Annotated in this window: 26 protein-coding genes; 5 read left to right on the top strand and 21 right to left on the bottom strand. The window is 69.0% G+C overall.

The window, feature by feature from the left end; all coding sequences use genetic code 11:
* Position 1: 1 nt before the first annotated feature.
* The 16 genes from VK501_RS12870 to VK501_RS12940 all read right to left on the bottom strand — a co-directional run bounded on the left by VK501_RS12870 (position 2) and on the right by VK501_RS12940 (position 15,018).
* Positions 2–1,297 carry a sigma-70 family RNA polymerase sigma factor gene (locus VK501_RS12870; RefSeq protein WP_324337891.1) on the bottom strand — a complete coding sequence of 432 codons (1,296 nt, stop codon included), beginning with the start codon at positions 1,295–1,297 and terminating at the stop codon, positions 2–4.
* A 408-nt stretch (positions 1,298–1,705) separates the two neighbouring features.
* Entirely contained in the window at positions 1,706–1,972 is a 267-nt protein-coding gene (locus VK501_RS12875) for a hypothetical protein (RefSeq protein ID WP_324337893.1), read from the bottom strand.
* A gap of 236 nt (positions 1,973–2,208) precedes the next feature.
* Positions 2,209–2,811 carry a thermonuclease family protein gene (locus VK501_RS12880; protein ID WP_324337895.1) on the bottom strand — a complete coding sequence of 201 codons (603 nt, stop codon included), beginning with the start codon at positions 2,809–2,811 and terminating at the stop codon, positions 2,209–2,211.
* Positions 2,811–3,152: a hypothetical protein gene (locus VK501_RS12885; RefSeq protein WP_324337898.1), complete on the bottom strand. Its 342-nt coding sequence runs from the start codon at positions 3,150–3,152 to the stop codon at positions 2,811–2,813. Before VK501_RS12885 ends, VK501_RS12880 begins: the two co-directional genes overlap by 1 nt.
* A gap of 1,069 nt (positions 3,153–4,221) precedes the next feature.
* Complete coding sequence (locus VK501_RS12890) at positions 4,222–6,870, bottom strand: hypothetical protein (RefSeq protein ID WP_324337899.1); 2,649 nt, start codon at positions 6,868–6,870, stop codon at positions 4,222–4,224.
* A gap of 178 nt (positions 6,871–7,048) precedes the next feature.
* Complete coding sequence (locus VK501_RS28750) at positions 7,049–7,210, bottom strand: DNA cytosine methyltransferase (protein ID WP_349261009.1); 162 nt, start codon at positions 7,208–7,210, stop codon at positions 7,049–7,051.
* A 175-nt stretch (positions 7,211–7,385) separates the two neighbouring features.
* Positions 7,386–7,634, bottom strand: coding sequence for a hypothetical protein (locus tag VK501_RS12895; RefSeq protein WP_324337901.1), 249 nt, complete (start codon positions 7,632–7,634; stop codon positions 7,386–7,388).
* Between the two features lie 284 nt (positions 7,635–7,918).
* Positions 7,919–8,713 carry a hypothetical protein gene (locus VK501_RS12900; protein WP_324337903.1) on the bottom strand — a complete coding sequence of 265 codons (795 nt, stop codon included), beginning with the start codon at positions 8,711–8,713 and terminating at the stop codon, positions 7,919–7,921.
* A gap of 309 nt (positions 8,714–9,022) precedes the next feature.
* On the bottom strand, positions 9,023–9,379 hold the full coding sequence (locus VK501_RS12905; RefSeq protein WP_324337905.1) for a winged helix-turn-helix domain-containing protein: 357 nt from the start codon (positions 9,377–9,379) through the stop codon (positions 9,023–9,025).
* 37 nt (positions 9,380–9,416) lie between these two features.
* Positions 9,417–9,746, bottom strand: a complete 330-nt coding sequence (locus VK501_RS12910; protein ID WP_324337907.1) for a hypothetical protein — start codon at positions 9,744–9,746, stop codon at positions 9,417–9,419.
* A 279-nt stretch (positions 9,747–10,025) separates the two neighbouring features.
* Positions 10,026–10,538, bottom strand: coding sequence for a hypothetical protein (locus VK501_RS12915; RefSeq protein ID WP_324337909.1), 513 nt, complete (start codon positions 10,536–10,538; stop codon positions 10,026–10,028).
* A 68-nt stretch (positions 10,539–10,606) separates the two neighbouring features.
* A complete protein-coding gene (locus tag VK501_RS12920) occupies positions 10,607–11,434 on the bottom strand; it encodes a ParA family protein (RefSeq protein ID WP_324337911.1) in 828 nt (275 codons plus the stop codon).
* Between the two features lie 185 nt (positions 11,435–11,619).
* Complete coding sequence (locus tag VK501_RS12925) at positions 11,620–13,377, bottom strand: TraM recognition domain-containing protein (RefSeq protein ID WP_324337913.1); 1,758 nt, start codon at positions 13,375–13,377, stop codon at positions 11,620–11,622.
* Positions 13,378–13,413: 36 nt separating this feature from the next.
* A complete protein-coding gene (locus VK501_RS12930; RefSeq protein WP_324337915.1) occupies positions 13,414–13,635 on the bottom strand; it encodes a hypothetical protein in 222 nt (73 codons plus the stop codon).
* 39 nt (positions 13,636–13,674) lie between these two features.
* Entirely contained in the window at positions 13,675–13,953 is a 279-nt protein-coding gene (locus tag VK501_RS12935; protein ID WP_324337916.1) for a hypothetical protein, read from the bottom strand.
* Positions 13,954–14,214: 261 nt separating this feature from the next.
* Positions 14,215–15,018, bottom strand: coding sequence for a replication-relaxation family protein (locus tag VK501_RS12940; RefSeq protein WP_324337918.1), 804 nt, complete (start codon positions 15,016–15,018; stop codon positions 14,215–14,217).
* A 1,189-nt stretch (positions 15,019–16,207) separates the two neighbouring features.
* Between VK501_RS12940 and VK501_RS12945 the strand changes: the two genes are divergently transcribed.
* The 4 genes from VK501_RS12945 to VK501_RS12960 all read left to right on the top strand — a co-directional run bounded on the left by VK501_RS12945 (position 16,208) and on the right by VK501_RS12960 (position 19,050).
* The gene (locus VK501_RS12945) at positions 16,208–16,798 is read left to right on the top strand and encodes a hypothetical protein (protein WP_324337919.1); all 591 of its coding nucleotides are present in this window, start codon (positions 16,208–16,210) and stop codon (positions 16,796–16,798) included.
* Positions 16,799–17,163: 365 nt separating this feature from the next.
* Complete coding sequence (locus tag VK501_RS12950) at positions 17,164–17,448, top strand: hypothetical protein (RefSeq protein WP_324337921.1); 285 nt, start codon at positions 17,164–17,166, stop codon at positions 17,446–17,448.
* 766 nt (positions 17,449–18,214) lie between these two features.
* Positions 18,215–18,631 carry a hypothetical protein gene (locus VK501_RS12955; RefSeq protein ID WP_324337923.1) on the top strand — a complete coding sequence of 139 codons (417 nt, stop codon included), beginning with the start codon at positions 18,215–18,217 and terminating at the stop codon, positions 18,629–18,631.
* Between the two features lie 8 nt (positions 18,632–18,639).
* Positions 18,640–19,050 carry a very short patch repair endonuclease gene (locus tag VK501_RS12960; protein ID WP_324337925.1) on the top strand — a complete coding sequence of 137 codons (411 nt, stop codon included), beginning with the start codon at positions 18,640–18,642 and terminating at the stop codon, positions 19,048–19,050.
* Between the two features lie 9 nt (positions 19,051–19,059).
* Here VK501_RS12960 and VK501_RS12965 read toward each other — a convergent pair whose 3' ends face one another.
* Positions 19,060–20,070 carry a NaeI family type II restriction endonuclease gene (locus tag VK501_RS12965; RefSeq protein ID WP_324337927.1) on the bottom strand — a complete coding sequence of 337 codons (1,011 nt, stop codon included), beginning with the start codon at positions 20,068–20,070 and terminating at the stop codon, positions 19,060–19,062.
* A gap of 206 nt (positions 20,071–20,276) precedes the next feature.
* Between VK501_RS12965 and VK501_RS12970 the strand changes: the two genes are divergently transcribed.
* Positions 20,277–21,203, top strand: coding sequence for an HNH endonuclease signature motif containing protein (locus tag VK501_RS12970; RefSeq protein WP_324337929.1), 927 nt, complete (start codon positions 20,277–20,279; stop codon positions 21,201–21,203).
* On the opposite strand, the gene VK501_RS12975 is transcribed toward VK501_RS12970, so the two are convergent.
* The 4 genes from VK501_RS12975 to VK501_RS12990 form a co-directional block, all read right to left on the bottom strand.
* Positions 21,200–22,288 (bottom strand): DNA cytosine methyltransferase, encoded by a 1,089-nt coding sequence (locus VK501_RS12975; RefSeq protein WP_324337931.1) that lies wholly within the window; start codon positions 22,286–22,288, stop codon positions 21,200–21,202. The two genes, VK501_RS12970 and VK501_RS12975, sit on opposite strands and share 4 nt — an antisense overlap.
* Before the next feature lie 317 nt (positions 22,289–22,605).
* Positions 22,606–23,031 (bottom strand): DUF6941 family protein, encoded by a 426-nt coding sequence (locus VK501_RS12980; protein WP_324337933.1) that lies wholly within the window; start codon positions 23,029–23,031, stop codon positions 22,606–22,608.
* Between the two features lie 261 nt (positions 23,032–23,292).
* On the bottom strand, positions 23,293–23,496 hold the full coding sequence (locus tag VK501_RS12985) for a hypothetical protein (RefSeq protein WP_324337935.1): 204 nt from the start codon (positions 23,494–23,496) through the stop codon (positions 23,293–23,295).
* Positions 23,497–23,644: 148 nt separating this feature from the next.
* Positions 23,645–24,592 (bottom strand): toll/interleukin-1 receptor domain-containing protein, encoded by a 948-nt coding sequence (locus tag VK501_RS12990; RefSeq protein WP_324337937.1) that lies wholly within the window; start codon positions 24,590–24,592, stop codon positions 23,645–23,647.
* Between the last annotated feature and the right edge of the window lie 263 nt (positions 24,593–24,855).

Consider the following 24,855-nt stretch of genomic DNA (forward strand, 5'->3'; position numbering starts at 1 on the left):
ACTAGGGGTGAGGCGCGAACTCGCCCGAGGACGAGTCGGCCGGCGCTTGGGTCGGCACCGCGACCGGGGCGGACTTGGTGTGCGTGGGGGAAGGTGTGGAAGCGACCGGCGGCGGCGCGGCTGCGGCTGTCGCGATGCTCGGCACGGTGATCTCGTGGCCCAGCGGCTTGAGCTCGCCGGAGCCGACAGACGCCGAGGCCTCCTTGCGGCGCGCGGCAGCCTCCGCCTTGGCTCGAGCCTTGGCGCGGGCCTTGGCCGCAGCGGCGGCGCGCGTGACGTTGGCTGAGCGCGCGAGCGGCGCGGTTGTCGTGGTCGTGGTCGGTGCAGCCGCGGGAGCACCGACTGGCCGGGCCTGGACGACTGCGGCCTTGGCCGGAGCGTGGTGGGTGACCTGGTGGTGGATGACGACGGTGCCGCCACCGACGGTGGCGACGCTGGCAGCAACGATGGCGGCGAGCTTGGCGCCGCCGGCGCCGATCGCTCCGGCACCCCCTGCGGTAGTGGCGGCGTCCGCGTTCTGGACGACGGGCATGAAGCGCTCGAGCAGGCTGTGCAGGCGGGCCACGAAGCGGTCGCTGAAGGCCACGGCGGGCAGTGGAACGAAGATGAGCAGGCCGCGGCTGCGGCGCTGGTACTGGCGACAGTGCGCGCAGCCGGCCAAGTGGGCGTCGCGGCGCGCCACCGAGTCGTGGTCGAGCATGTCGTTGATCGAGAGATCGATCAACGTCCGCGCCTGCAGACAGGTGTCGTGCGGGCGCGTCTGGATGACGAGGTTGATGAGCCGACGGACGGCCTCGGTGTGCTTGCGCTTGTACTGGGTCTCTGAGAGGCCGAGCAGCCGCGCGCAGGCGCGGCGGTCAAGGTTGTCGAGGTGCCGGAGGCCGATGACGCGCTGCTCGGCGTCGGGCAGGCGGTTGAAGGCCTCGAGCACCGCGGCGGCGTCGTCGGCGCGGGGATCGTCGTCGGCGTAGTCGGGCTCGCCGGGGAGTGCCTCGAGCGGGAGGTCGTCCAGGGAGACGACGGCGAAGCGCTCGGGAGCGCCGCGATCGGGGCGGCCCTTGAGGATCCGGATCTGGTCGATCGCGTTGCGGTAGGCGCGGGTGCGGACCCAGGCGCCGCATTGGTCGGCGCCGTCGAGTGCGGCGAAGTCGTCGCTTTGGGAGGCGGCGATGAACGCGTCTTGGACGGCGTCTGCGCAGGCGGCGGTCGACAGCGCGCGGAAGAAGTGGCCGTGGATGCGGCGGACGTAGTCGTCCTGGTGGGCGATGACGTGCTCGAGCGGGCTTGCGGTGCGCATCTGCCACTCAGGCGGGCGGCCCGCGAACCGTGGCGCAGTTTCTTTTTTGGGTGGGGTGGAGACGGTCATCCGTGACCTTCTGAGCGCGCTGGTGTGTACAGGTCTCTGCCATCCCTGAAGCCGAGGCTTGCGCGCTGTTGGCAGTCGTCTGCTCCCATCGCCCGGTTACGCGCGCGGACTGCGGTGACGGGCCTGAAGTTGGACAAATGAAGGAGTGTCCTGTGCGATCATGGTCGGTGATCGATAGCAGCTCGTGCGCATTGCTACGAGGCGTCGCGACCGCAGACGCTGCATCGCGTCGTGCCGAGGACGCGGCCAGAGGCACGGCACATCCGACGAGCGGTGGCGGGGCCGGCGACGCTCATCGCGTTGGTTGCGGGACGCCGGCAGCACCGTCGCGGAGCCGGCTTAGCGCACGGCGACGGTTCGGAGGTAGCCGCCGCGGCGCGGCAGGGGTGTTGAGAAAGTCGCCGAAGCCGGCGCTCGCCCAGCCCAGCCGGAGTCGCTGATCGCGCCGTTGGGTCCGCCGGTCTTGGCGTGGCACGTGTAGATCGTCGCCGGGCCGGCGTGGGCCGCGGGCGGAAGGAGCGCCGTGAGGATGGTGGCGGCGAGCGCGACGAAAATCGCCAGCCCCGGCCGATGGTGGGAGCGCACGCTGAGAGAAGGCAAGTTCATGATGTTGTTGGGCGGGGGTTTGTGCACCTGCGTGCTACCGCGACGGCTCACACATCGGCGTACTGGACGGAACCTGAATGGCACACAGCAGGTCGCTCCGTGATCTGAGGCGGGAAGTGGACTAAGGGCTGAGCCGCACGCCGAGCCGGTGTCCGGCTGCGAACGCAGGGCGTCACAGACGGCGGCGTGGCAGTGTTCGCAGAACAGCGGCGCCGAGCAGAGATCGGGGTAGAGCGTCACCGTGCCGGGCGGTGGAAGTCGCCGTCACAGGCGGCATAGACGCCACGGCGGTTGGTGCGGGCCGAGAGCGCCGCCGCCTGGTAGGTCACGACGCGCAACCCGGGGTGGTCGTAGATATAGACCTTGGCCCACCCGGCGCGGATCATGAGGCGCCCGAGGTCGCGTCCGCCGCGCGAGACGTAGGCGAGCCGGCGGCCGTAGCGGTCGGAGCCGTCCTGGGTCGGATCGGCGGTGAGGCGCAGTTGATCGCCGGCCTTTACCAGCGAGGCCATGTGGTTGAGCGCGGCGCTGCCGCCGCAGTCGACGTGGTGGCCGGTCGAGGCGCGCGTCGCGGTGTGCTCAGGGGCATCGGCCATGAGCAGCCGCACGCGCGTGGTCGCGCCATCGGCCAGGCGCACGCGGAGCGTGTCGCCGTCGACGACGGCCACCAGCGTGGCGGAGCTGGGTGCGGCGTCGTGCTGCCAGGGCAGCGCCGCGTTGAGGCGCGCCAGCGCCGCCGGTGCCCTGGAGCGCAGCGGGCCCGGCAGGTGGCTCCACGCGAACATCAGCACGCCGGCGAGCGCCACCAGGCGCCAGCAGCGCAGGACCAGGCCGATCATCAGCGGCCGCCGATCGCGGCGGGGGCGATGTGGGCACGGATCTGGCCGAAGCCGTCGACGGCGGTGGTCCACCCGTCGGCGTCGTGCTCGACGCGGCGCGTGAGGTAGCGCCAGTAGTCGCGGGGCGTAGCCACGCCGCGGTACAGGATCTGACCCCACCCGTCCTCGATCTCCAGGACGCCGCGATGGATCGTGACCTCGCGCTCCAGCAGCTTGCGCTCCGCGAGGGTCATCAGGCCGCACGGGGCGTCGGCGAGACGGTCAGCGAGCCAGAGGGCCAGGCCGAGACGGTAGGTCTCGCTCGGGTGAAGGACCTTGTGGCGCTTGGTGGTGAGGATCATGGGCCGTGCGACCGGCGCGCCGGAGTCGACGCAGCGACGGGCTCGGCGCACGGTCCTGCGCAGCCGCGAAGCGGCGGGTCGCCCTGGCGAGCGTGGGCCGTGCGTTGGGCACGGCTGCGCAGTCGACAGACGGCGTGACGATGCTGCGGTCCTGGTCCTCGTCGCCAGGGCGCGACAGGCCGGACGCGGCGTGTGTGTGGCGCCTCATGCTCGATAGGCGGGCGCCCGCCGCTGGGCGGCGTAGATACTTGCGAGCGGGCGATCAGCAGTGGTTTTGGCCGAGGCGCCGAAGCGCGAGCTCGACGTCGGCTTGCTCTGCGGACCCGGCGGGCGGCATCTGGCGGGCGAGCCAGCCCGAGGCGAGCAGCCCGGCACCTGATCCCCCACCCCGCGCCGTCAGGCCGCCAGCGGCCAATAGCTCGCCGACTGCGGGGTGTGCCCGCCTCTCCCCGCGCTAGGCCGGAGACGAGCATCGCGGCAGCGAAATCGACCGGGGGCGGGGGCCGAGCGGGCCAACGTTCAGTCACCTCGTTCGTCATACAGCCTCAACCGGGACGGCCGGCGGCGGCGTCATGGGCGCTCCAGAGCCCGAGCGCGCGCAACTGCGCGCGGGCATGCCAGGCCTGGGCGGTCGGCGCGAAGAACGCGTCGCCCCGCAACTGGTCGACGAGCGACGCAAGGATCGTGCGGGCGTCGTCGCGGTCGACCCGGCAATCATGCGCGGTGTGCCGACTGGCGAAGGGCTGGGGGCGGCAGGTGGCCCAGCTCCACTTCGCGACCCGTCATGCGGGAAGGCATCGAGAGGGCACACGCCGAGCATCGGCCCATACCTCGTCTGGTCCGGCGCTGGTCGGTCAGCGCTGAGCATCTTCGAACGGCGTGACGGCTAGCAGGGGACTCCTTGCGAGAGACTCCCATCCCCCAAGGACGGTGCCTGAAGTCACGACGAGCCCACGGGCCGGCCAGGTGGCTTGAGCTGCTCCTGGTTGAAGACATCCGCCCGGTCCAGCAAGCGCGGGCGGGCCGCCGCCAGCATGTGGCGACGGCCCAGGGACGGCGTCTGTTTGCGCTATGCGACCGGGAAGTCGGCGAGCGTTCCGTCGTTGACGATCACCGCCGAGCTGGTTGCCGATGTCGGCGTTCGCTGGCCGTCGGTGATCAGCCAGTAGCCGTTGGACGGCACCGCCTTGAGCACCGTGCCGTTCGCCGGCTTGGGGCGCGTCGACCGGTACCACGCGATGCCGGCCTGGTCGACGTCGACTCGCCCCGCGCAGTTGCCCAGCGGCGCGCAGTCGGTGAGCGACACGAGCGCGCCACCGGCCGCCCGCGTGATCTCCCCGGCCGCGGCCCCGTCGGCCTGGCGGACGAACGTGCCGTCGGCGATGGCCGTGTGCGTGCTGCGGTACGCGTTGAGCGAGGCCTCGGCGAGCCCGACGGCGACGCCACCGCATCCGGCGGTCGGGCACGTCGCCAGCGGGATCAGGAAGCCGCCCACGGCCCGGCTGACCTGACCGGCCGCACCGCCGTCGGTCTGACGCACGTAGGTGCCGTCGGCCATAGCCTTGTGGTGGGCGTCGTAGGCGTCGAGTCCGTACTGGTCGATGTTGACCCAATCGGTCGGACAGCCGCCGATGGTCGTGCAGTTGTTGATCGCCATCCGAACGCCGCCAGCGACCCGCGTCACTTGGCCCGCGGCCGCGCCGTTGAACTGGCGAACGAACGTGCCGTCAGCGATGTCCTTGTGGGTGGCGTTGTAGGTCCCGATGGCCTGCTCGTCGAGCTGCACCCAACTACACGTGCCCGGGCAGGTCTGCATCGGCAGCAGCGCACCACCGACCGCCCGGCTGACCTGACCGGCCGCGCCGCCGTCGTTCTGACGCACGTAGGTGCCGTCGGCCATAGCCTTGTGGTGGGCGTCGTAGATCGACAAGGCGTACTCGTCGATGTTGACCCAATCGGTCGGACAGCCGCCAATGGTCGTGCAATTGTTGATCGCCATCCGAACGCCGCCGGCGACCCGCGTCACCTGGCCCGCGGCCGCGCCGTCGACCTGCCGAACAAACGTGCCGTCAGCGACGTTCTTGTGCCGCGCGTTGTAGAAATCGAGCCCGCCCTCGTCGATGTCGACCCACCCCGCGCAGCCGTTGAGGTAGCTGCAGGTGCCGATGACCAGCAGCGCGCCACCCACCGAGCGGGTGATCTGGCTTGCGCCGGGGCCGGTGGCCTGGCGGACGAGCGTCCCGCTGGCGATGTCGGGATGCGCCGCGGCGTAGGCGTCAAAGCCCTGGTGGTCGAGGGCGACCATACCGGAGCAGCCGTTCAGCGCTCCGCAGTTGCCTGCGCCGACGGGCACCATCGCTCCGCCGACGACGCGGGCGACCTGGCCTTGAGCGGGCCCGTCCTCGATCCTCACGAACGTCCCGTTCGCGGGCACGCTCGCGTAGCCGCTGAGGTTCGGCACGTCCTTCGCCAGCGAGCAGCCGGGGAGGTTGGTGCAGTCGTAGATGCGGATAGGCGCACCGCCGACGATGCGGTACGTCGCGCCGCCGGTGCGGACGTACCCGCTCTCCCACGTGCTGCCGGTCTTCGCCCGGAGCGTGTTCATGGAGTCGGTGACGCTGCCGTCGGCGTTCATGATGCCGGTGTCCCAGGAGTTATCTCCCGGAGCCAGGTGGTAGTAGTTGAAGTACGTCGCGCCTGCCGCCGAGGCATTGTCATAGGCGGCGTCGAGCCACGAGGCACGCTGGGTCTCGTTGCCCGGCGCCCCCGGCTCGTCGCAAGGCTTTGCCGAAGAAGAGCGGCAGTAGCCGAACTCGGTGACGGCGAGTGGTACAGCGCCGCCGGCGGGCGTCCTGAGGGTGGATGCGGACGCGAGTACCGGGCCCCATTCGCTGATGCGGCCAATGCCGCGACAAGCAGCGCCGGTCAACTTGTCGAGCGGGTTTACAAGGAGCTGGTACGGATGGATGGCAACCCCATCGGCCCTCGTGACGGAGCTGGTCAGTGCGTTGCTCACGTAGTTACACGGGTTGAAGTCGGCCGTGCCGTTCGACAGCTCGCCAAAGTAGACACGCGACGTCGGGTCGGCGGCCTTGATGGCGGAGTAGCAAGCGCGATACATCTCGCCGTAATCAACGGCCGGCACAGCGTGCACGATGTCGTGATGGTCGGGAGTCGAGTCGACGCCCCACTTGTACGTATATGCATTGGGCTCGTTGAACACGCTGTAGTCGGTGATCGTCGAGCCGTAGCGCGTCGCCGCTGCGCTGCAGAAGCTCGCCATGTCGGCGGTCGTCGGGATGCGCCTCCCGCCGTAGGCATAGGGCCTGTAGGTAAGCGTGAGGAAGCTGTACAGCCCGTGGTTGGCGGTGTCGGTCACAAGCGCGTCGGTCGAGGCCCACGTGAAGCCAACGTCGTTCTGGACGATGTGGCGGATCGTCCCGGCGCCGATGTACTTGGCGCCGGCGAACGCGCGCTCGCTGTCGAGCGAGCCGCTGTTGGCGAAGGCGCCGGGACTCTGGGTCATCACCGTCGGCGCGGCGGACACCGGCGCAGGACGAGCTGCCATGCCAAGCAGGCAGAGTGCCGCAAGCGCAAACATGACTGAAGCGAGCGCGCAGCGGTCGCGGGGCGAAGAAATCACGAGCAGGACCTCCGTGTCGAGAAAGGCCGTCATGAGGGACAGACGACGAGAGGCCCGGCAGCGTAAATGCAGCATTCCTTAGCAATGGGACATGCGTCCAGCGCATGAAAGATGTCCCTGCAAATGGGATGGCGAAGCTGCAGCTCGTCGGCGAGCTTTCGACGCTATCCCGCGAGGACCCAGCCGGCCAGTGCGGGAACGGGGGGCCGAGATCGCGGGCGCGCAGGCGCGCACGCCTGGCGCCGTCTGGGGCTCAACGCATGCGCCCGATCACCGAGAAGCCCTGGCAAGGCGGACCGCCGACGAGCACATCAGGATCGAGGTCGGGAACCTCCATAGGACCACTGCGCTTAAGATGGAGCTTCGGTATCCGAGTAGCTGCAGAATTGCACTTGTGGGCGTGTCTGCAGCTCACCTACCACGACGTCGACGTCGACGTAGTCAACGCGGTCGGCGCCGCATGCCGGACGCAGAGGCGCTCATGACTGCATCGACCGAGCGCTGGGAGGCCAGCCCCGACGGTCTATCCGGGCGACTCATGCGTGGCCATCGTCATTGGCGCTACGCCGTTAGAGAGCCGCAGCGCCGACCTACGTCCACTGGCTCGTTCCACGCAACGCACAGGGCCAGCGCGCCCCACGTTGCGCATGGCGGCTGCTCGGCCGGCGCCCATCCAGTTCGCCACGCAGCACCTGAACCTCGCGCGGCGCGTCGACCACCAGCCTACCGGCGTCCTCGCCGTGCTTCCGCGCGCGTTCCGCCATGATGACCAGGCGCAGACCCTCTGGGGCGGTGAGGATCAGCTGTTCATCAGGAAGACCGGTGACGACGTGGGGCATGGCCAGGGGTCGACGTCAGCGAAGGTCGTCTTCAGCGCGGGCCGTCCACATCCAGACCCCGCGCGATCATCCACAGACCGTAACTCGTCGTCGGTCTCCCGCACGGCCAGCGGGGTCGGATGGCGCTGGCATCGCCGTTCCTTTGTCGGTGCGAACCGGACCACACTGACAACTCACGCGGCGCCCGAGCGGGACGCCGCCGGGTCTGTCCACCAGCCACGGTCGCCTATAGAGAGGCCGCGGCCCCGGGGCAGGCGACGCACGACGCTAGTTCACGGGGCGGGCTAGCCTAAGCTTAGGACGTCGGCGGTGGGGAGCTGCCCGTTGCCGGTGCCGACGGCCAGCCAGGAGCCGCCGACGGCGATGCGTGTGATCTGGTCGGCGGTCACGGTGCGGGTGGCGCCGGTGGCCCGCCAGCAGGCGGTCGCGGTGGTCGCCGTGTGGGTCACGGCCAGCGCAAGTGTGCCGCTGTCGTGGCCGGTGGCGCAGCGGTCGGGGGCAGTGATCGACGCGGTCATCGATGTGATCTTGTGGTGCCAGGTCAGGCGGTCGTCGGCGGCGAAGCGCACGGAGCGCAGTCGGAAGCCTTGGTCGACGAGCAGGGCGCCCGCACCGCGGCGATCGAGCAGCAGGTGGTCTGAGGGGGCGCCGCCGGTCACGTAGGCCATCGCGCCGGCCGGGCCGACCGCGACCTCCGTCACCGCTCCGGCGGCCAGTCGCTTGCGCCGATGGGCGTGCGTGGCATCGTCGCGGAAGAGCCACTGCGTGTGGTCATAGCGCTCAACGTTGTTCACGACGTAGGCCACCCAGGTGCCGCGAACGTGGATCTGGTCGAAAATGACCTCGTGGCGGTCGATGACCCACATGACCCGTCGGCGGCCGGTGGCCAGCGAGCAGCCGATCAGCACATCTGTGCGGCGCAGCAGCACGACGGCCGAGGCCGACCGAGCCCGGACCCGCTCGGTGCGGTGCGGCGCACAGCGGTCGCCGGCGGCAGCCAACTTGGCTTGAGCGGACCCGCAGTCGAGAGCAAGGCCAAGCACGACGGCGCATGCGGCGAGGATCGGGATGCGGGACATGACCTCAGGTACGGCTGGCCGCGCCAAAGGTTGCGCCGCCACGCCGGTAGGGGCGGTGCTCTGCTGTCGCAAGCTGAGCGACGGTGGTATGGCCGTTGACACCACAGCCATGAGCGTCGACGTCGACGCCGACGACCGAGCGCGTTACGACGGCGACGAGTGCCAGTCATCTGGCGGTTCCCCTGCGCTTAGGCAGTTCGCGGCAACTCGGCCCGCGGGGCTGCTTGCCAGAGACTGCCGGGGGCCGCCGCTACAGGACGTCGCCGGGCCGCAGGCTGCGGCGCCGCTCGCTGGTGTCGGGTTCAGGGCTCATGGGGTCCGATCGTAGGTCGTGGGGCCTGTGGCGTCGTCGAGGACGAGGACCTCGGCGGCGGGCAGGGCCAGTCGGTAGGTGTGCCGGTAGGCGTCGACGTGCTCGACGACCGATATTTCGGCGATCGCGCGCAGCTGCGAGCTGAGCTTGCTCATGGCGTCCCGGACGCGGCTGGGTCGCAGCGTCGGCGCGTGGCGCCATGCGGCGCCCTGCAGCACTTCGGCGGAGTAGGCCGCGCCGGGCTGGCGGGCGAGGCGGCGCAGCAGGCGCAGCTCGCTGTTGGTGAGCTGCAGCGGTTGGCCGCAGAGCGTCGCGCCCGTGGGCGCGACGACGAGGATCTGCGAGTCGAGCATGGTGTGGGCGGTCCGGGAGGAGGCCTTGCGGCCGCCGTTAGGCGGCCACGGCCTGCTGCTCGTCGGGGGCGCCGGCGGCGAGGATCCGGGAGATCTTCGCGCTGGCCTGTGCGCGCGTGGCAGGCACCTTGTAGTCCTTGCCGCGCTCGGCGCCGAGGCGCTCGAGCATCCGCAGCTGGCGGGAGGTCGGGGCGGGCTTGGCGCCGGCGGGGTCGCGGTCCTCGATGAGGCGCTGGATGATCGCCGAGGCGTGGGTGGTGCTGCGGGGCTCGGGGACGTCGGTGTAGTCGAGCTCGCGGGCCAGGTCGGCGATGGTCTGGCGCTGACGGCCGGTGGCGGACTTGACGGTGGTGGTGGTGGCGCTCATGGTGGGGCTCCTTGGGTGGTGGTCGGTGGAACGCCCACCCAGCCGGGTCGCAGGAGCGGTGAAGTAGCCCGCTCGATCGAGCGGCTGGCGGCGCAGCCGTCACCGAGCGCAGCGAGGCGTGGCCGGTCGTTGAGCGTGGCTGCGTAGCCGCGACGAAGGCCCGATTGTGGTGGTCGTCCGCCCGGCCGCCAGGCCAAGGGGTCCCGTCCTTCGCGCCTTGCTCTGCCGCTCGCCACTCGGGCGCGCCCAGCGTCAGCCTGACAACGGTTGGCCGGCGCTCTACAGCGCTGCGTTGAGCAGCCGCCAGCGCTGCAGCAACGCCCGTGCCTCGTCGGCCGACTCGGGGCCCTCGTGCATCAGCGCGTGCAGCAGTTCGGTCACGCTGGTGTCGATCCCCTGATCACCGAGCTCGCGACGGAGCTGCTCGTAGCGGTCCTTGAGCGGGTCCAGCAGGCGCACGTTGAACTGTCGTGATCGAGCGCCGGCGTAGGGGTTGCCACTGGCCACGGGACGACGTCGGCGTTGCAGCGTTGCGGCGCCCCGCGCCGGCCGGTCGGTCGCGTCAGCCGGCGACTGCGCCGCCCCGCGGACCTCATGCGCCGGTGGCACATCGCCGCCTGTCGGCGTCGTATCGGAGGCTCCGTCGGTCTCCGCGGCGTTCTCAGTGGGCCGCTCGGTGCGCGCCACCTCGTTGCCCTCCGCGGCGCCCCGAGGGCCAGTGTCGTCAGCGGGGCGCTCGGCCTCAGCCACGGTGCCGGGCGAGACTGGCGCGGCAGCATCGAGCAGGGCCACGGGCCCGAGCCCGGGAAGGTCGCCGTCGGCGCGTCGGCGCCGGGCGCGGATCGGCGGCGGCTCGGCCATCAGGAGACCACCTCCAGGCGCGTCACCTGGTCGAGGACCTCGGCGAGGCCCATGGCGACGTCGCGGTAGGCGGAGCCGACGCGCCCGTCGGGCTGCAGCACGATTGTCGGAGCCATGTAGGCCGGGGCGCGGCCGACGCTGACGGCGAACGGCACCTCGCGCTCGAAGGTCGCGATCTGGGCCTCCTTCAGCGCGTTGCGCGCCGCGCCGCCGATCTTCCAGCGCCGGTCGGTCTGGGTGACGAGCACGCCGAGCATCTTGATGCTCGGGTTGTGCTGTTCGATCTCGTCCTCGAGCATCTCGGTCAGCCGGATGGCGCCCTCGACGTCGAGGTCGGCGGGGCGGATCGGCGCGATCACGTAGTGAGCGGCCAGCAGGGCGAGCGTCGACAGCGCTTGGCGGCCGGGCGGTGTGTCGATGAGGATGATGTCGTAGGAGCCGTCGTAGAGCGCGACGAGGTTGCGCAGCCGGTGGGCGAAGCCCTCGGCTTGAGCCTCGCTGCGCACGACGACCTCGAGCTCCTCGGTGCACGGCAACACATGCACTCCCGCGGCCAGCTCGACGGGCTCCTGGCCGGGCACGGGGCGCGTGCGCCACGCCGCCGGGGCGTCGTCCCAGCTGGGGCGCTCCAGGGCGTCTTCGAGGCGCATCCCGATCAGCTCGGGGTCGCACCCGAAGATCGTGGAGAGGTTGGCCTGGGGATCGGCGTCGATCAGCAGGACGCGCTTGTTGAGCGGCTCCATGGCGAACGCGGCGCCGAGGTTGGCCACCGAGGTCGTCTTGGACGCGCCGCCCTTGTGGTTGGCGAGTGCGATGACGTGAGCCATGTCGTTCCTTGGTCGGTGGTTCCCGCCCAGCGTCCTGCTAGGCGGCGAGAGACGCGCTTAGGCAGCTAGGCGCAGGGCTATGCGTACATCTAGGCATCTAACCGCGCAGATGTACAGATAGCTGTAAAGACGGGCGTAAAGATCGCTGTGTACACGGACGTAAAGACGGGCGTATAGACACCGAGCTAGGCGGCCTCGGGGCGGGCGGTGAGCCCGGCGCGGACGTTGATGTGGCGCACCTGGAAGTCGGGGCGGGTGCTGATGACGATCGCCTGGCCCTGGCGCAGCTGCTTGATCTTGTTGGGGTGGGCGCGGAAGCGGTCGGTGAGCCGGCGTGCGCGCTGGCCGGACTCGTCGAGGCCCAGCTCGACGCCCATGGCGCCCATGCCCCGGCCGTCCATGACCTGGTGGGTGTGTTCCCACGCTTCCTCGGTGCCGCCGAGACTGGCCAGCAGCTCGGCGGCGTCGGGGACCGCCTGGCGGTGCACGATGACGACTTCGCTGTTGTCCAGGGCGGCGTGCAGCAGCTTGTCGCCGCCGGCGCTCTCGAAGTTCGACACCGACTGGGTGGCGACGATGACGCGCACGCCGGCCGAGCGGGCGCGCTCGTAGGTGGCGCACAGCTGCTCGCCGTCGAAGGCCGACAGCTCGTCGACGAAGACGAGCGCGTTGGCCTTGCGGCCTTCGCCTTCGATGCGGGTGCAGACGCTGTTGATGGTCTGCAGCGCGTAGCGCGTGACGTGCGGGATGAGCTGCGGGTACATGCCCTGGGGCAGCGTGAAGACGACCAGCCAGCCTTCGGTGATGGCCCGATAGAGGTTGATCTCACGGCCGTCAGACGTCGGCAGCAGCCACTCGCCGCCATCGGAGTTGACCATCGTGCGCAGACGAAGGCCCATGCCGCGCAGGCCGGACTTCTCGGCGTCGCCGAGGCTCTTGGCCCAGCTGATGCTGGGCTGATCCTCGGTGGCGGCGTCCCCGACCGCCTGGACGAGGCGTTCGTGGTTCTCAAGGCAGGCGGCGAGCTCGTCGAGCCGCACGACGCCGTCGAGCTTCTGCAACGCGCGGGCGGCCATTAGCAGGCCGCGGGCGGCGACGGCGGCGTAGTAGGGCTCTGACTGCTCCTCGCTGGAGCCGATGCGGTCCTTGATCTCGGTGGGGTTGCCGTCGCCGGTGACGTTCCAGGCCAGGCGCAGGCTGTCGAGGGTCTCGTCGCCGTAGGGGAAGATCGACCACAGCGCCACGGGCCGCTCGTAGCGGCGGCCGAGTTCGATCGCGGCGTGCGCGAGCGAGCGGCCGCCCTTGCCGTCGAGGACGATGAAGCCGGCGCCGTCGGCGACGTGGCCCTCGAGGATGACCTCGGCGGTGTTGGTCTTGCCGGTGTTGGAGCCGCCGACGATGGTGGCGTGGGCGGCAAGCGGCGGCAGGCGCACGACGTTGCCGCGCTCGTCGGCGCCGATGAGCACGCCGTCGGCGGCGATCGGCCCGGCGGCCAGCTGCGCGGCGGTGTGGCGGCGCTTGCGCCACCATGCGATCGGGCCGAGCTGGTAGCGGACCGATTCCTCGGCGCTGCCGCCCTGGATCCGCGAGCGGTGATCGCGCCAGGCCTTGTAGACGCCCGCTACCGGGCAGGCGACCATGAGCCAGAACGGCCACAGGATCTCGGTGAGGGCCGTCGGGCTGGGAACGGAACCGGGAAGCCCTCTCACGGTGTCCAGGAGGCCGTGGGCGGCCGCTGGGCCTGAAATGAGGAGCACTGGTGCGACGAGCGCACCGGCGGCGATCGTCCAGCTCCAGGCGAGCCGGTGGCGGCGCAGTAACTCGCCGAGGGCGAGCCCGGCGGCGACGCCGGGAGCCAGCGCGACGGCGAGCAGAGCGCCGAGCAGGGTGGGGATGACGTCAAGGAGGCCCCCGCCGGGGGCGTGGTCGCGATCGTTGTTCATGCCCGCTAGGCGGGCGTTTGAGCGCCGATGGCGCAATTAGTTGCTGGCCGGACCCGCGGGAGCCTGGACGACCTTGCCGTCGGCGGTCAGCGGCAGGACGTAGGTCGCGTAGGGCAGCAGCGCGCCCAGTGTCGCTGCTTGCATGGCGCTTGCGCAGCGGCGCGGGAGAACCCGCCCGCCGTGGACGCGTTTCAGGCGGTAGTGGTCGGCAGCGGGGAGCCGCTCGGGGTCGGCGTCGAGGTAGCGCTGTGGGCACATCAGAGCGCCTTTCGGTGGCGGCCGGCGAGGACGTGAGGCTCAGGCGCAGTCGCCGCGGCGCAGCGCCAGGCGGCGGCGCGTCGGGGCCGGGGCGCTCTGCGGCGTCAGGCCGTTGGCGGCGCGCGTGGCGCGCGTGTCGAGGTAGGTGACGGCGAAGGTGCTCGGCTCGGGCTCGAAGTTGGTGCAGGTGCAGAAGCCGTTGAGCGCGGGCGGCCAGCCGCAGTTGCGGCAGACGTCCTCGTCGTGGATGTGGAGCTCGAGGACGCGGATCGGCATCTGCTCGAGGGAGACGACGTCGTTGGTGGCGGTGAGAGGCATCTGGCTGGGCTCCGGGGGTGGTGGTCGGTGGAACGCCCACCCAGACGGGTCAGAGGAGCCGTGGAGAAGCCGGGTCGATGACCGGCCGGCGGCGTGAGCCGTCGTCGCGCGACGCGCGATTTAGTCGGTCGTTGGGCCTGCTTTGGAACGGTGACGACGGCCCGATTGTGGTGGTCGTCCGCCCGGCCGCCGCCGCCGGTCCGCTGCGCTCTCGGTGCGGCCAGTGCTCGCTGGGCATGCGCCCACCGCGGCCGCCGGCGGTCAGGCGGCTTGGGCTCGGATCGCTTCGCGGTCTTCGGGCTCGGCGCTGGTCCAGGCGTCGATGACCACGCGCGTCAGGCCGTCGGTGTGCCGCAGCGGCAGCTTCGCGCGCTCGCGCTCGGTCACCCGGTGAAGCGTGCGCGCAAGCCTGGGGGAGACCACCAGGAAGCGGACCTCGGCCAGGTCGCTGAGCAGGTAGCCGCGCAGGATCCGCGCCAGGCGCTCGGAGTGCTTGGGCGCAAACTCGAGCTCGATGGCGACCTTGCCGTTCGGCGTCAGCAGCACGATGTCGGGCCAACGGTCGGTGCTGCGACCGCGGTCATCGGCGACCTCGACGCTGAAGCGGTCGGGCCCTTCGGCGGTGCGCTGGCGGCAGTCGCGCTCGGTGAGGACCTCGACGCCGGCGGCGGCACCCAGCTCGAGCTTGGCGACGCTCTCCACGATCGCCAGCTCATGCTCGCGGTGCAGATCGGGCCGCGGCGTCCGCAGCCGGCGCGGCATGTCGACGTGCTGGGCGCCGCGCTGCGTCAGAACGTAGACCGAGGTGGTGCCAAACGAGCGATGAACGCCGACCAGCTGGTCGCCTACCAGGCGCATCAGCCGCTTGCGCGCCTTGCGGTCGCTGACCCCGAATCGCAGCCCCATCAGCTCCGACGTCACGAACCGAAAACGGGCCATCCACGCAAGCCACTCCCGATCCTTCTCGCCCTCCACCTTGGCCCATCGCTGCCGCCCGCCCGCGCTCTCGCCGCCCATCGCCTTGTTGCCGTTCTCCTTGCCGTTCTCGCCTTCGCTGCTGGCCATCCCTAGCCCTCGTTCCTTCTCATCCGTTGGTGCTCTCTTGCCGTTGCCGTTCTCTGTTGTTGTTGTTGTTTCTATCCCTTGTTCTCCCTCTTCTTATTGTTCTTCTTCTGCTGCTGTTCCCCTGGACCCCTGCTCTCTGATCCATCCTCAGTCCAAGTCCCACTTCTTCCACAATTGATGCTGACCTAACCCACAGACAGTTCCCAACCACCCTCACTCATTCCTACGGTGGGGGAGGGTGGTTGGGAACTGGAGGAAGGGTGATTGGGAACTGCACAGCCAGATCTTGAGCGCCTAGTGGGGACGACGGACGGACCACTAGCCGGACCACTAGAGCAGGGGCCCAGGGGAACAGCGTCGGCGCTCGCGCCCTTCCCCCTCTCGGTGGTCTTGCCGCCGAAGACCTGCAGCGCTGGGCACCATTTGACCTGGGCGCGCGGTCTTCCATTCGTTCGTTTGCTCCCCCATCCTTCGGCAACGAGTCCATGTCCTGGTCGACGGCACCCCCACGGCGGTGGTTGAGCGACCTTGCGTGGCATCAGCCGGCAGGTCAGCACCTTGTCGGAGACGGGCGCCCGCCGGCCCAGCGACCCTCGACCGCTCCGGGAAGCTCAGCGCCTCGCGCAACCTGTCGTCGGCGATCGCCCCTCGCACTCCGAACCGCAGTCCGCGCCCTGCCGCTTCGACGGCGACCGTTCGGACCGTGCGCCGCACATCACCACTACTCGGACGCAGCACCAGTTGTGCACCCCTGGAGGGCGGCTGCTACCCGTCTCGCAACCCGTCTCGCGGCGAGACGGGTAGGCAGCCGCTCGGCCCCGTCGCACCGGGCTTCGCGCGGCCGTCGCGTGCTCGACCACCCACACCCACCATGTACTTCGTAGCGATGGTGAGTGCGGGTGGTGGAGCCCACTCCGGGGTTGCACCTGGGACGGGGCCGAGCGGCTGCCCTTGGTGGGTGGGGTCAGGGTGCTGGGGCTGGGTGAGAGCCTCGTCTTAGGAAGGCAGATGAGACAGGAACAACGATCAACGACGACAACGACGACAACGGCACCGACCCTGGTGGTGCGGCAGAGGCATTCCAGGGTCGAGGACGAACGAGACCGAGAGATTCTCCACTGGATATCGCGGTTTCGGTTCGTCGACGCGGCCACGCTGGCGCAGCGGTTTCGGCGTCTCGAAGGAGAAGGTGAGCGCGCGCCTGCGACGGCTTGAACGCGCCGGGCTGCTGGCGCGTAGCGGCACGCGCGGTGGTACCGCCGGCTGGACGGTCAGCGTGACCGCCCGCGGTCTGCGCGCCGTGGGTCTTTCGCCGCGGCGTCCCGCGCGCACCGATCTGCAGCGCGAGCATGAGCTAGGACTCGCGTGGCTCGTGACGCGGCTCGAGGCGCGCGGCGACGGCGCCAGCGTCTACACCGAGCGCGAGTGCCGCGCCCGCGAACGCACGACCGGCACGCGCCACAGCGCCGACCTGCGAGAGGCCGGCGATCGAACGTCCAAGCGTTGGCCCGATCTGATCGTCAAGCACCGCGATGGCCGTCGCGTCGTCCTCGAGTTCGAGCGCACGCTCAAGGGCGCCAGCCGGCTGCGGCGCATCGTCGACGGCTATCGCGCCGCGCGCTGGTTCGACGAGGTCTGGCTGCTGTGCGCAGACCCATCATCGCGCGCGCCGCCGCCGCGGCGGGCGGCCGCACCACCGAGCCGCTGCACAGCCGCCCCGGCGGCGCTCGCCACTAGAGCAGCGGGAAACCAAGGCTGCGTGGTGCCGCATCGCCCGTAAGGAGTGCGATGTCACGTGCAACGCCGTTCGTCTGTGGCACGGCTCTGAGCCTCAGCTTTCAGGCTGCGACGGCGCTCGCCATTTGCGGCCGCGACAACCGACGGTTGACGACCGTCCTCCGTCCTCGTTCAGGGCGAATCCGGCGATTCCGAATACGGGTAGCCGCTATACGGAAGCTCGACGCCACTCCCGCGCTTTAGGAGGTAGGGATCTCCGAGGAGCCAGGGGTACAGGTTCGCGGAGCGGCGATCCGGATGGATCTTGAGCACTACCCGCCCCCGCCGCGCAGCATCGGGTAACCATGCAAGCAACGACTCGGCCGCCGGGCCTTTCTTCCGGTCACCCGAACCCGTAGCCTTCCAGAGGTGAGCGAGCGAGATGAGATCTGGGGCCACGGTTGGACGATGGATCTTGCCGCAACCGTGGCGGCCGTTGTCGCGTTCGAGTCGCTGCCTCTCGGGTCATCCGGCTCGCGTCGGGCGGTCGTCGAGTGGAGCGATGGCAGTATCGGTGAGGCGCTCCGTTGGTACGACAACGAGATCCTCCTGTGTGAGGGCGACCTGATCGGCAAGACTGCGGTTCAGCTCAGCGCCCTCAAGGGTTCGCGAGACCGCGCTTGGCTCCGTTCCCAGCGCCCGCGCCGTGTGTGACCGCACGAGCCCGGCTCCACGCGGCGAGCTCAGCGAACTGCGCAAGACCGGCGTGTTCGAATGATCGTCATCGTCGACACGAACGCCTACCACGGCGACGTATACCTACACGGTCAAGAAGTCTCAGCACTATTTGAGGCGTCCGATAACGGCGAATTGCCAGACGTTGAGATCTGGACGCCTCGCGGCGTGGTCGAAGAGCTGATGCGGCAATTCCCGGAACGCACTGAGCGGATGCGGAAGGCCCTTGGAGCGATCTCTTACGACCTCGGATCGTTCGGCTTGACGCGCCCGTCCGTTCCGGCCGACAACGAGGACGGAGTAGCGGCCTATCGCGAGTCGCTCGAGAAACGGCTCGTTGGACCTCAACGCATCATCGCGGATCATCCCCGATCAATTGCACGAGCCATCGAATGGGCCGCTCAGCATCGTCATCCGATCAAGCCGTCGCGGCCCGCAAAGCCCAAGCCGAATCAGAACGAACAAGACCTGTCGGTCTTTGCTAAGCGCAAAACGGCACCCATCAAAGGGCTTGTCGACGCCGCAATCTGGCTCACCGTCATCGAGGCCGCAGAGAGCGGTGACGAGGTCATCCTCATCAGCATCAACAAGGCCGATTTTGCGGACTCACCGGACCCCTCGAAGTTGCACCATCGTCTGCGGCAGGATCTGGCCGAGGCTGGAGCAGATCCGTCGAAGGTCTCGCGACTCGCTTCGATCCTCGAGTTCAATCAGGCCACACGTTCCCGCAGAGATTGCCCGAGGGATGGCCAACGAGTTCCTGACGGAAGATGCCAACGTCGAGACGCTCAAGGCCGAGATTACGGACGCCATCTCCTGGTTCCCGCTGACTCTCGACCAGGAGTGGGGCCTCGGGGTAGAGATCGACGAGTCGATCCTTGCCTCCTTCGATCCGAGCGACATCGAATTTGTCCGGGCGGATCTTGCGCCAGGGGGCTACTTCATGACCGTATGGGCCAGCGGGATTGCTCGCTTCGATCTCGGCATCCATAAGGGCGAGGCTGCCGATATCCCGGATGAAAGCCCCGTGACGGTCTACGACTGGGATTGGAACGAATCGATGGTCTCGGCCGAGGCGGAGATCCCCGCTCGATTGTTGGTCGAAGTCAGGAACCGCGACGGAGATCTGATGGTGTCGCTCGAGGACATCCAACCCTCGTAGGACGCGAGGTGGATCACCTCTCCAAAGAGCGTCGCAGCCAGAACATGGCTGCAGTCCGTTCGAAGGACACTAAGCCCGAGCTGGCGCTGAGGCGCGCCCTGTGGGCACGCGGCGTGCGCGGCTGGCGATGCCATCCGAAGCGAGTGCCCGGCAAGCCGGATCTCGCGTTCATCGGCCGACGTATCGCCGTCTTCGTGGATGGCGCGTTCTGGCACGGCCACCCGGACTTCTACTGGGGCCAGTCGGGCAAGTTCTGGGACGAGAAGATTGCCCGCAATCAGGCGCGCGACGCGAAGGTCAATCGGGACCTCACTGACGCCGGTTGGGTCGTTCTTCGGTTCTGGGATTTCGAGGTGAGCAAGGACGTTGCGGCCTGCGTCGACCGTGTCGCCTCGACGCTCGCGGCGCGGGGCCGGTAGCGACCCTCGTCAGTCGTCGTCCTCGTCGTCGCCCCTGCGGCTCACGCGAGGCATGAGCGGGGCAGGCACAACCGGGTCCTCGTCGAGAGCCAGCCGCCAACGCATCCCCTCGATATCCGCTGCGTCACCGGCGAAGCCCGGCTCAGCCGGGACAACGCGGGCGCTCACGAAATCGCCCTTGGTTGGGACGGGAAGGCCGAGAGCTTCCGCGACGAGCGGGTCGTGCTCCTGGTGTCCCAGCACGAGGATGCCGTCTTTGCCCAAGTGCTTGCGCTTGCGTGCGTCGCGTGCCCGCTTCGGCGAATCCTTCTGTTGGGCCACCGTGACTACGGACCCGCGATTGACCAGCCGATGCTGAACCAGCCGGAACAGCATGTTGATCTTCGCTTGCCCGGTGGGCTTGCGCCGGTTCGCGGGGGCAGCGCTGAGGATCCGTTCCCGCGTCTCTGCAGGGATGTGCATCAAGAGGTTCTCTGGCAGCGTCGGCGACGGATGGAGCCAACGGATGCGGCTTTCTCCGGCCGGTGTGAGCGGACGCTTCCGGTCCTGGTTCTCCGCCCCCAGCAAGTCGTCGTCGGCCGCCGGATCCAGCCCCGTCGAGCGGGGCGTCGCGCGCACGAGCCCGGCTTCCCATCGGTTGTGCTCTTCGTTGGCCCAAATGACCAAGCACAGGTGGTTGTGGCGGTATGCCTCTCGCGGGAGCATCCAGCCGCCTAGGCGAGCGGAGAACTTGCAGTCGACTTCGATCCCGCCGACGCGGTAGTCCATCTCTTTGCCGTCGTCGAACTCGAAGGCGCGGTGGACGTTGATCTCGACCAGCGTGCCCATGTGGGTCTTCTCGGTCTTGTGGAGCTGGTCCGGGTTCCACCGGCCCGTGCGCTGGCCGTCGTAGAGCTGGTCATACGTCTCCCGGAGTGCGTCGCCGAGCATCTCGCCGTCGCTGTCCTTGGCAAGGATGATGGCGGCGACCGAGTCGAGCTCCAAGTCGTCGCCCATCACCGGAGGGTCGTAGTCGGGCAAGTGATGCGGATGAGTCGGGCTCATCCGACGGACAGACTTCCGGCGAACGGGCATCGAGCCACAGTTCGCCGGGCACCACGGCGCGCCTCTACCGACACTCTCCGGCAACGGCCGTTGCAGCGGCTGTCGGCGGCTGTGGCGACAACGCCCTATGCGGCTGGCGACTCGGGAAGGGGAGGGTCGGCTTCAGAGCGAACTACGCGCCGATGGCCCACGACGAGCACGACGCGGCGAGCCGCATCGCCGACGCTGGGAGGCAGCTCGTCGACCTCGCCGCTCGCGTGGGCGATGACGACCTAACCCGAGAAGAGTTCGACCTGGCACTCGGCGAGGCCGGGGCTGGCGTCGTCCGGCTGTTCGGGCCGCGTCCGCGATCAAAGCCCGGCGAAGGCGCACTGTGGAAGATCCTGGCCTACTTCCAGGAGCACCCAAACGAGTGGATCTGGGGCGATGAACTCAGGGCGGTCGCTGGCATCGGAACTTGGGCGCGGCGAGTCCGCGAGCTTCGCGTCGAACACGGATGGGAGATCGAAGAGCAGGGGGACCGGTACCGGCTGCGGTCGCTTGATCGCAACGCTGAAGAAGCTGCGCTCTGGCAGCTCATGAACGCGATCCGCCGCAGGCCGGGAAGCGGTAAGGATCGAGTAGCCGCATTGCTCGAGGCTCGAGTTGGTCATGTACTCACGCGAGACGATCTCGACTACGTGGCCAAGATCAAAGAGGGAAGCCGCCGCTGGCGGGAGCTGCGGGACGAGGAAGGCTGGCCGATCGAGTCGCACGTCGACGAGCCGGACCTCCAGCCCGGCCAGTATCGGCTCGTCTCGGCCGATCCGAAGGACCGAACCGACCCGCGTCAGCGCCTATACCCGGAGAAAGTTCGGGCTCGCGTCTTCGAGAGAGACGATTTCACGTGTCAGGACTGCGGCAGAAACCGTGAGGCCGCCGAGCGGGCCGGGGACCGGCGGTTCTACCTCGAGGTCCATCACAAGACGGCAGTAGCGGAGCAGCTCGACGCGCTCCCCGCCTCAGAGCTGAACGACATGAGCAACCTCGTGACGCTTTGTCACGAGGACCACCTTCGTCTGACGGCGGAGTTCCAGGGTCGCCGCCGCGACGAACGCGCGGGCGGCTAGGCAGCCGTCAGCTCGCGCTGCTCGTTGCGAACTCCGGCATCGTCCATGTGCTCGACGAGAGCGCTGGCGATGCACTGAGCGAGCATCGGCGGCACAGCGTTGCCGATCTGCTTGGCCACCGAGGTCATCGATTGCTGGTCTAGAGGCGGCAACTTGAACTTGGCTCCGTCGGGGAACGTCATGCACCGAGCAGCCTCGCGAACCGTGATCGGCCGGTGCTCGCTCGGATGCAGATAGCGACCCTTCTCGGGCTTGTAGAACTCGGTCCGGATCGTGAACGCGGGGCGGTTCCACCACAACCGCCCGAATACGTCGGTCGACCCTGTCTTCTTTCGGATCCAGCACGCCGGAGTGATGTCGGGGCGACGCTCGGCAAGGTGGAACCGGCCTTCGCCCTCGTTCGGGATCGTGCGGTAGCGCTCGACGCTGACGGGCTTGGGGTTCCTCGGGTTGTGCCAGTCCTTGCCCGTGGGCTTGAGGGGCAGGCCCTTGACCGCATCGGCGAAGGTGCGCCACGGCTTGCCGCCAGCCGGAACATCGCCCGCCGGGAAGTGCGTGCGTTCCGGCCAGGGCACTTCGCCGAGCCGAGTGCCGATCACGATCGCGCGACGGCGCGTCTGCGGCACGCCGTAGTCGGCGGCGTTGAGGATGCGACCCTCCACGCGGTAGCCAAGCTCGGTCTCGGCGGCTTCCTTGAAGTCGACGAACTCTGCCGAGCGCAGCAGCTCCGGGACGTTCTCCATGACGAAGGCGACCGGGTTGGCCTCTTCGAGGGCTCGGAAATACTCGCGCCAGAGGTCGCGGCGCTCGAGCCCGACGCCTCGCATGTTGAGCGGCGAGAATCCTTGGCACGGCGGTCCGCCGATGACGACATCGGCCTCCGGAAAGGACGGCACGTCCTCGATCGGAGTCGGACGACCGTCCTCCTGACGCGCGATGTGTGCTCCGAAGTTCAACTCATACGTGTCGGCCGCGTCGGAGTCGAACTCCACGGCGAAGATGGGCTCGAAACGTCTCGTGAGAGAGAAGCCGAGCGTCATGCCACCACACCCGGCGAAGAGGTCGATCACTTCGTACTTACGCACCCGGACGAACCTAGCGGCCGACCCGGCGGAAGCCGCTACCCCGGTAGCGCCGACAAGCGGAGGGGCTCCGGATCGTTGTTGGCGTCCAAGCGGCCGCGTCTGTCCGGTCGAAGGGGGTATGGTCCAGACGACGAACTCCGGGGCTTGTGGACACGTATCTCTACATCACGAAGTTCACCGGCGTCGGAGCGTTGGCGACCGGCGGGAGCCTCAAGCCGTGTGCAAGCGGCCTGAATCTCAAGGCCCCCACCGGTGCCACCGTGTCTTTGTCAGAGGGCGCTAAGCGTCCTCACCTGCGGCTAGTTCAGTAGCGCGAACTACGCCGCACGAGACTGGGCCAACGGCCGGACCGTGAATCCGAGCCGCCAGTCTTCGTGCGTCTCGCCGTCGATCTCGAGCCGCCACTCGTACCGAGAACCCGGAGGGAGCGGCTGCGGCGGGAGCGACAACGCGATCGGCATCGAGAGCGGCGTACCGCGCTTGACGCCGGGCTGAGGGGCCACGTTGAACTGACCCTCGATCGTCACCGGCACAGATCCCCTGTCCGGGGTGTCCACGACGACCGGCTTGCCCTGATCGTCGAGCAGGTCGAACCGCAACGTGTGCGGCACCCCGGTCGCGTCCCACGGCACCTCGATGATCCCGGCGATGGCGAACGGCGACGGGTCCGGCCCGATCTCCGTCCATCCCGCGCCGAGGGTGTTGAGCAAGCCGTCCGCGACCAACGCGGACTGGGCGAGCATCAGGTTGACCTTCGTACTTCGGACCATTGGTCCGTTCCTCTCTCGGTCCCCACCGTAGGCAGGGACCGTCGTCCCGCTCACTTTGCGGAGCGGATCGGCCGCGACAGTACGGCTCGTGTCGGACGGCACGAGCGCGGTTTCCTGTGCTATGGGCGGCGAGGGCGGTGGACTCACCCGCAATTTGCGGGGAATCGGCTGGGAGGTCTTGCGATCCTGTCGTGCGGGTCGGACGGATCCTCAATGACAACCGCTGGTTGACGCTCAGCCAGCCGTGGCCATCACCTCGGCGCGGATCGCTTGGACCTGGGCGGGGGTCAGGTGCCAATGACCGCCCATCCCCGGAGCGTCGGCGGGGAACAGCGAGCGAGCGGTGCGACGGACCTGACGCGCGCCCTGGCTGTGCGAATCGTTCTCGGCGGTTCCCCACAGCTCGACGGCAAGTTCGGTCGGCGTGAGCGTCTCCATGAACCGACCCTAGCCGGGGAGGTGACCGCGTTGCACGTCCTGACTCACCTACACAGCGCCATGAAGTGCACTCGCTCAGTACGAAAGCAAGGCTGCCGGGTGCCCGATCCCCGGCAGGACGGGCGATCATCTCACCGTGTCGCGCGCTTCAGAAGGGGATGTCGTCGTCGGCGACGGGGATGCCACTCGACGAGCGCTGAGCGGAGTCGCTCGTTGACGGCGGATCTAGCTCGATGCCGAGTGACCGAAGGTGGTTCTCCAGATGGACGGGGAACGTCATGCCCGTCCCGTCCAACAGAACTCCTTGCGTGACATCGACGTTGGACTTCGCCGCCTCCCGGACCATCGCAAGGCGATCCTCGGTCCATGCCGTCCGCGGCAGGCCCACGAGGTACGGCCACGCAGCGCGGGTGTTGTCCCACGACCAGCTCGTGGCGAAGCGACGAACGATCGGGTCCGCCATGCGAGCGGCCGTCAGCGGGTTGCGCGCCAAGAGGCCGAAGACCTCGTCGCCGAGCTTCGGGCCGAGCCATTTCGGGTCGAGGTCGGCAGGCAGAGTCAGACCCTGCACCTTGCCGATGAAGCCGTATGGGTCGACGCCCAAGCGCACGGGCACGATGAGGATCCCGCGACCCACGGCGAAGCCCACCTCCTGGTCGCACCATCTGCTCTTGCTGAAGTCGTCCGTCAGAAGAGCGACGACGACGTGGCACGTGCGAAGCGCCGACTCGATCACGTCCTGCCACTCGCGCGTCGGCTCGATGTCGGTGTGCGCCACGAAGCACTCGATCCCCACGCGGGCCATCCAGTCGCGGAGCTTGCCAGCGACCTCCTTGTTAGCCGTCGTATGGCTCACGAAGACCCGCAGGGTGCCCTCGGACCAGGGTCCGGCATCGTCGACACCAGGGAGGGGAGCGCTCGGATCCGCTTCGCCGGGATGGAGGTGCGCGTGAAGCGCTGCGAGAGGTCCATCGTCCAACGTGCGGAGACGCTCGAGCAACCGTTCCACACGATCCTCGGTGCCCGACCAACCGGCTCCGAACTCCGCCAGGAGTGCGTCGATCATCGGCCATGACCAGTCGCCGTACTCGTCCATGAGCGCTGCGTAGATGCGCTGGATGAGGCTGAATCGTTCTCCCGGCTGCAAGGACTACACGGTAGTCCGCAAGCCGGTGGAACCGACAACCGCCGGTTGACGGGCGTGGCACGTCCTAACCCAGCTACATAGGGGTACATCCGGGCCTAGCGCCATTCGCTGCTGGGCTAGGGGGAAATGGGGTGGGGGTGGGCGTCCCCTACATACAGACTCCTACAACTTGAGTGGCGATCCGCAGCGTCGGCAAGCCGAGGTGGGGCCGT

The sequence above is a fragment of the Baekduia sp. genome, from assembly GCF_035318805.1.
Taxonomy (GTDB): domain Bacteria; phylum Actinomycetota; class Thermoleophilia; order Solirubrobacterales; family Solirubrobacteraceae; genus Baekduia.

What these genes read in the sequence shown, in the direction of transcription:
- VK501_RS12870 (WP_324337891.1), bottom strand. Translation starts at nt 1,297, where the DNA reads ATGCGCACCGCAAGCCCGCTCGAGCACGTCATCGCCCACCAGGACGAC.
- VK501_RS12875 (WP_324337893.1), bottom strand. Translation starts at nt 1,972, where the DNA reads ATGAACTTGCCTTCTCTCAGCGTGCGCTCCCACCATCGGCCGGGGCTG.
- VK501_RS12880 (WP_324337895.1), bottom strand. Translation starts at nt 2,811, where the DNA reads ATGATCGGCCTGGTCCTGCGCTGCTGGCGCCTGGTGGCGCTCGCCGGC.
- VK501_RS12885 (WP_324337898.1), bottom strand. Translation starts at nt 3,152, where the DNA reads ATGATCCTCACCACCAAGCGCCACAAGGTCCTTCACCCGAGCGAGACC.
- VK501_RS12890 (WP_324337899.1), bottom strand. Translation starts at nt 6,870, where the DNA reads ATGCTGCATTTACGCTGCCGGGCCTCTCGTCGTCTGTCCCTCATGACG.
- VK501_RS12895 (WP_324337901.1), bottom strand. Translation starts at nt 7,634, where the DNA reads ATGCCCCACGTCGTCACCGGTCTTCCTGATGAACAGCTGATCCTCACC.
- VK501_RS12900 (WP_324337903.1), bottom strand. Translation starts at nt 8,713, where the DNA reads ATGTCCCGCATCCCGATCCTCGCCGCATGCGCCGTCGTGCTTGGCCTT.
- VK501_RS12905 (WP_324337905.1), bottom strand. Translation starts at nt 9,379, where the DNA reads ATGCTCGACTCGCAGATCCTCGTCGTCGCGCCCACGGGCGCGACGCTC.
- VK501_RS12910 (WP_324337907.1), bottom strand. Translation starts at nt 9,746, where the DNA reads ATGAGCGCCACCACCACCACCGTCAAGTCCGCCACCGGCCGTCAGCGC.
- VK501_RS12920 (WP_324337911.1), bottom strand. Translation starts at nt 11,434, where the DNA reads ATGGCTCACGTCATCGCACTCGCCAACCACAAGGGCGGCGCGTCCAAG.
- VK501_RS12925 (WP_324337913.1), bottom strand. Translation starts at nt 13,377, where the DNA reads ATGAACAACGATCGCGACCACGCCCCCGGCGGGGGCCTCCTTGACGTC.
- VK501_RS12930 (WP_324337915.1), bottom strand. Translation starts at nt 13,635, where the DNA reads ATGTGCCCACAGCGCTACCTCGACGCCGACCCCGAGCGGCTCCCCGCT.
- VK501_RS12935 (WP_324337916.1), bottom strand. Translation starts at nt 13,953, where the DNA reads ATGCCTCTCACCGCCACCAACGACGTCGTCTCCCTCGAGCAGATGCCG.
- VK501_RS12940 (WP_324337918.1), bottom strand. Translation starts at nt 15,018, where the DNA reads ATGGCCAGCAGCGAAGGCGAGAACGGCAAGGAGAACGGCAACAAGGCG.
- VK501_RS12955 (WP_324337923.1), top strand. Translation starts at nt 18,215, where the DNA reads ATGGCCAACGAGTTCCTGACGGAAGATGCCAACGTCGAGACGCTCAAG.
- VK501_RS12970 (WP_324337929.1), top strand. Translation starts at nt 20,277, where the DNA reads ATGGCCCACGACGAGCACGACGCGGCGAGCCGCATCGCCGACGCTGGG.
- VK501_RS12980 (WP_324337933.1), bottom strand. Translation starts at nt 23,031, where the DNA reads ATGCTCGCCCAGTCCGCGTTGGTCGCGGACGGCTTGCTCAACACCCTC.
- VK501_RS12985 (WP_324337935.1), bottom strand. Translation starts at nt 23,496, where the DNA reads ATGGAGACGCTCACGCCGACCGAACTTGCCGTCGAGCTGTGGGGAACC.
- VK501_RS12990 (WP_324337937.1), bottom strand. Translation starts at nt 24,592, where the DNA reads ATGGACGAGTACGGCGACTGGTCATGGCCGATGATCGACGCACTCCTG.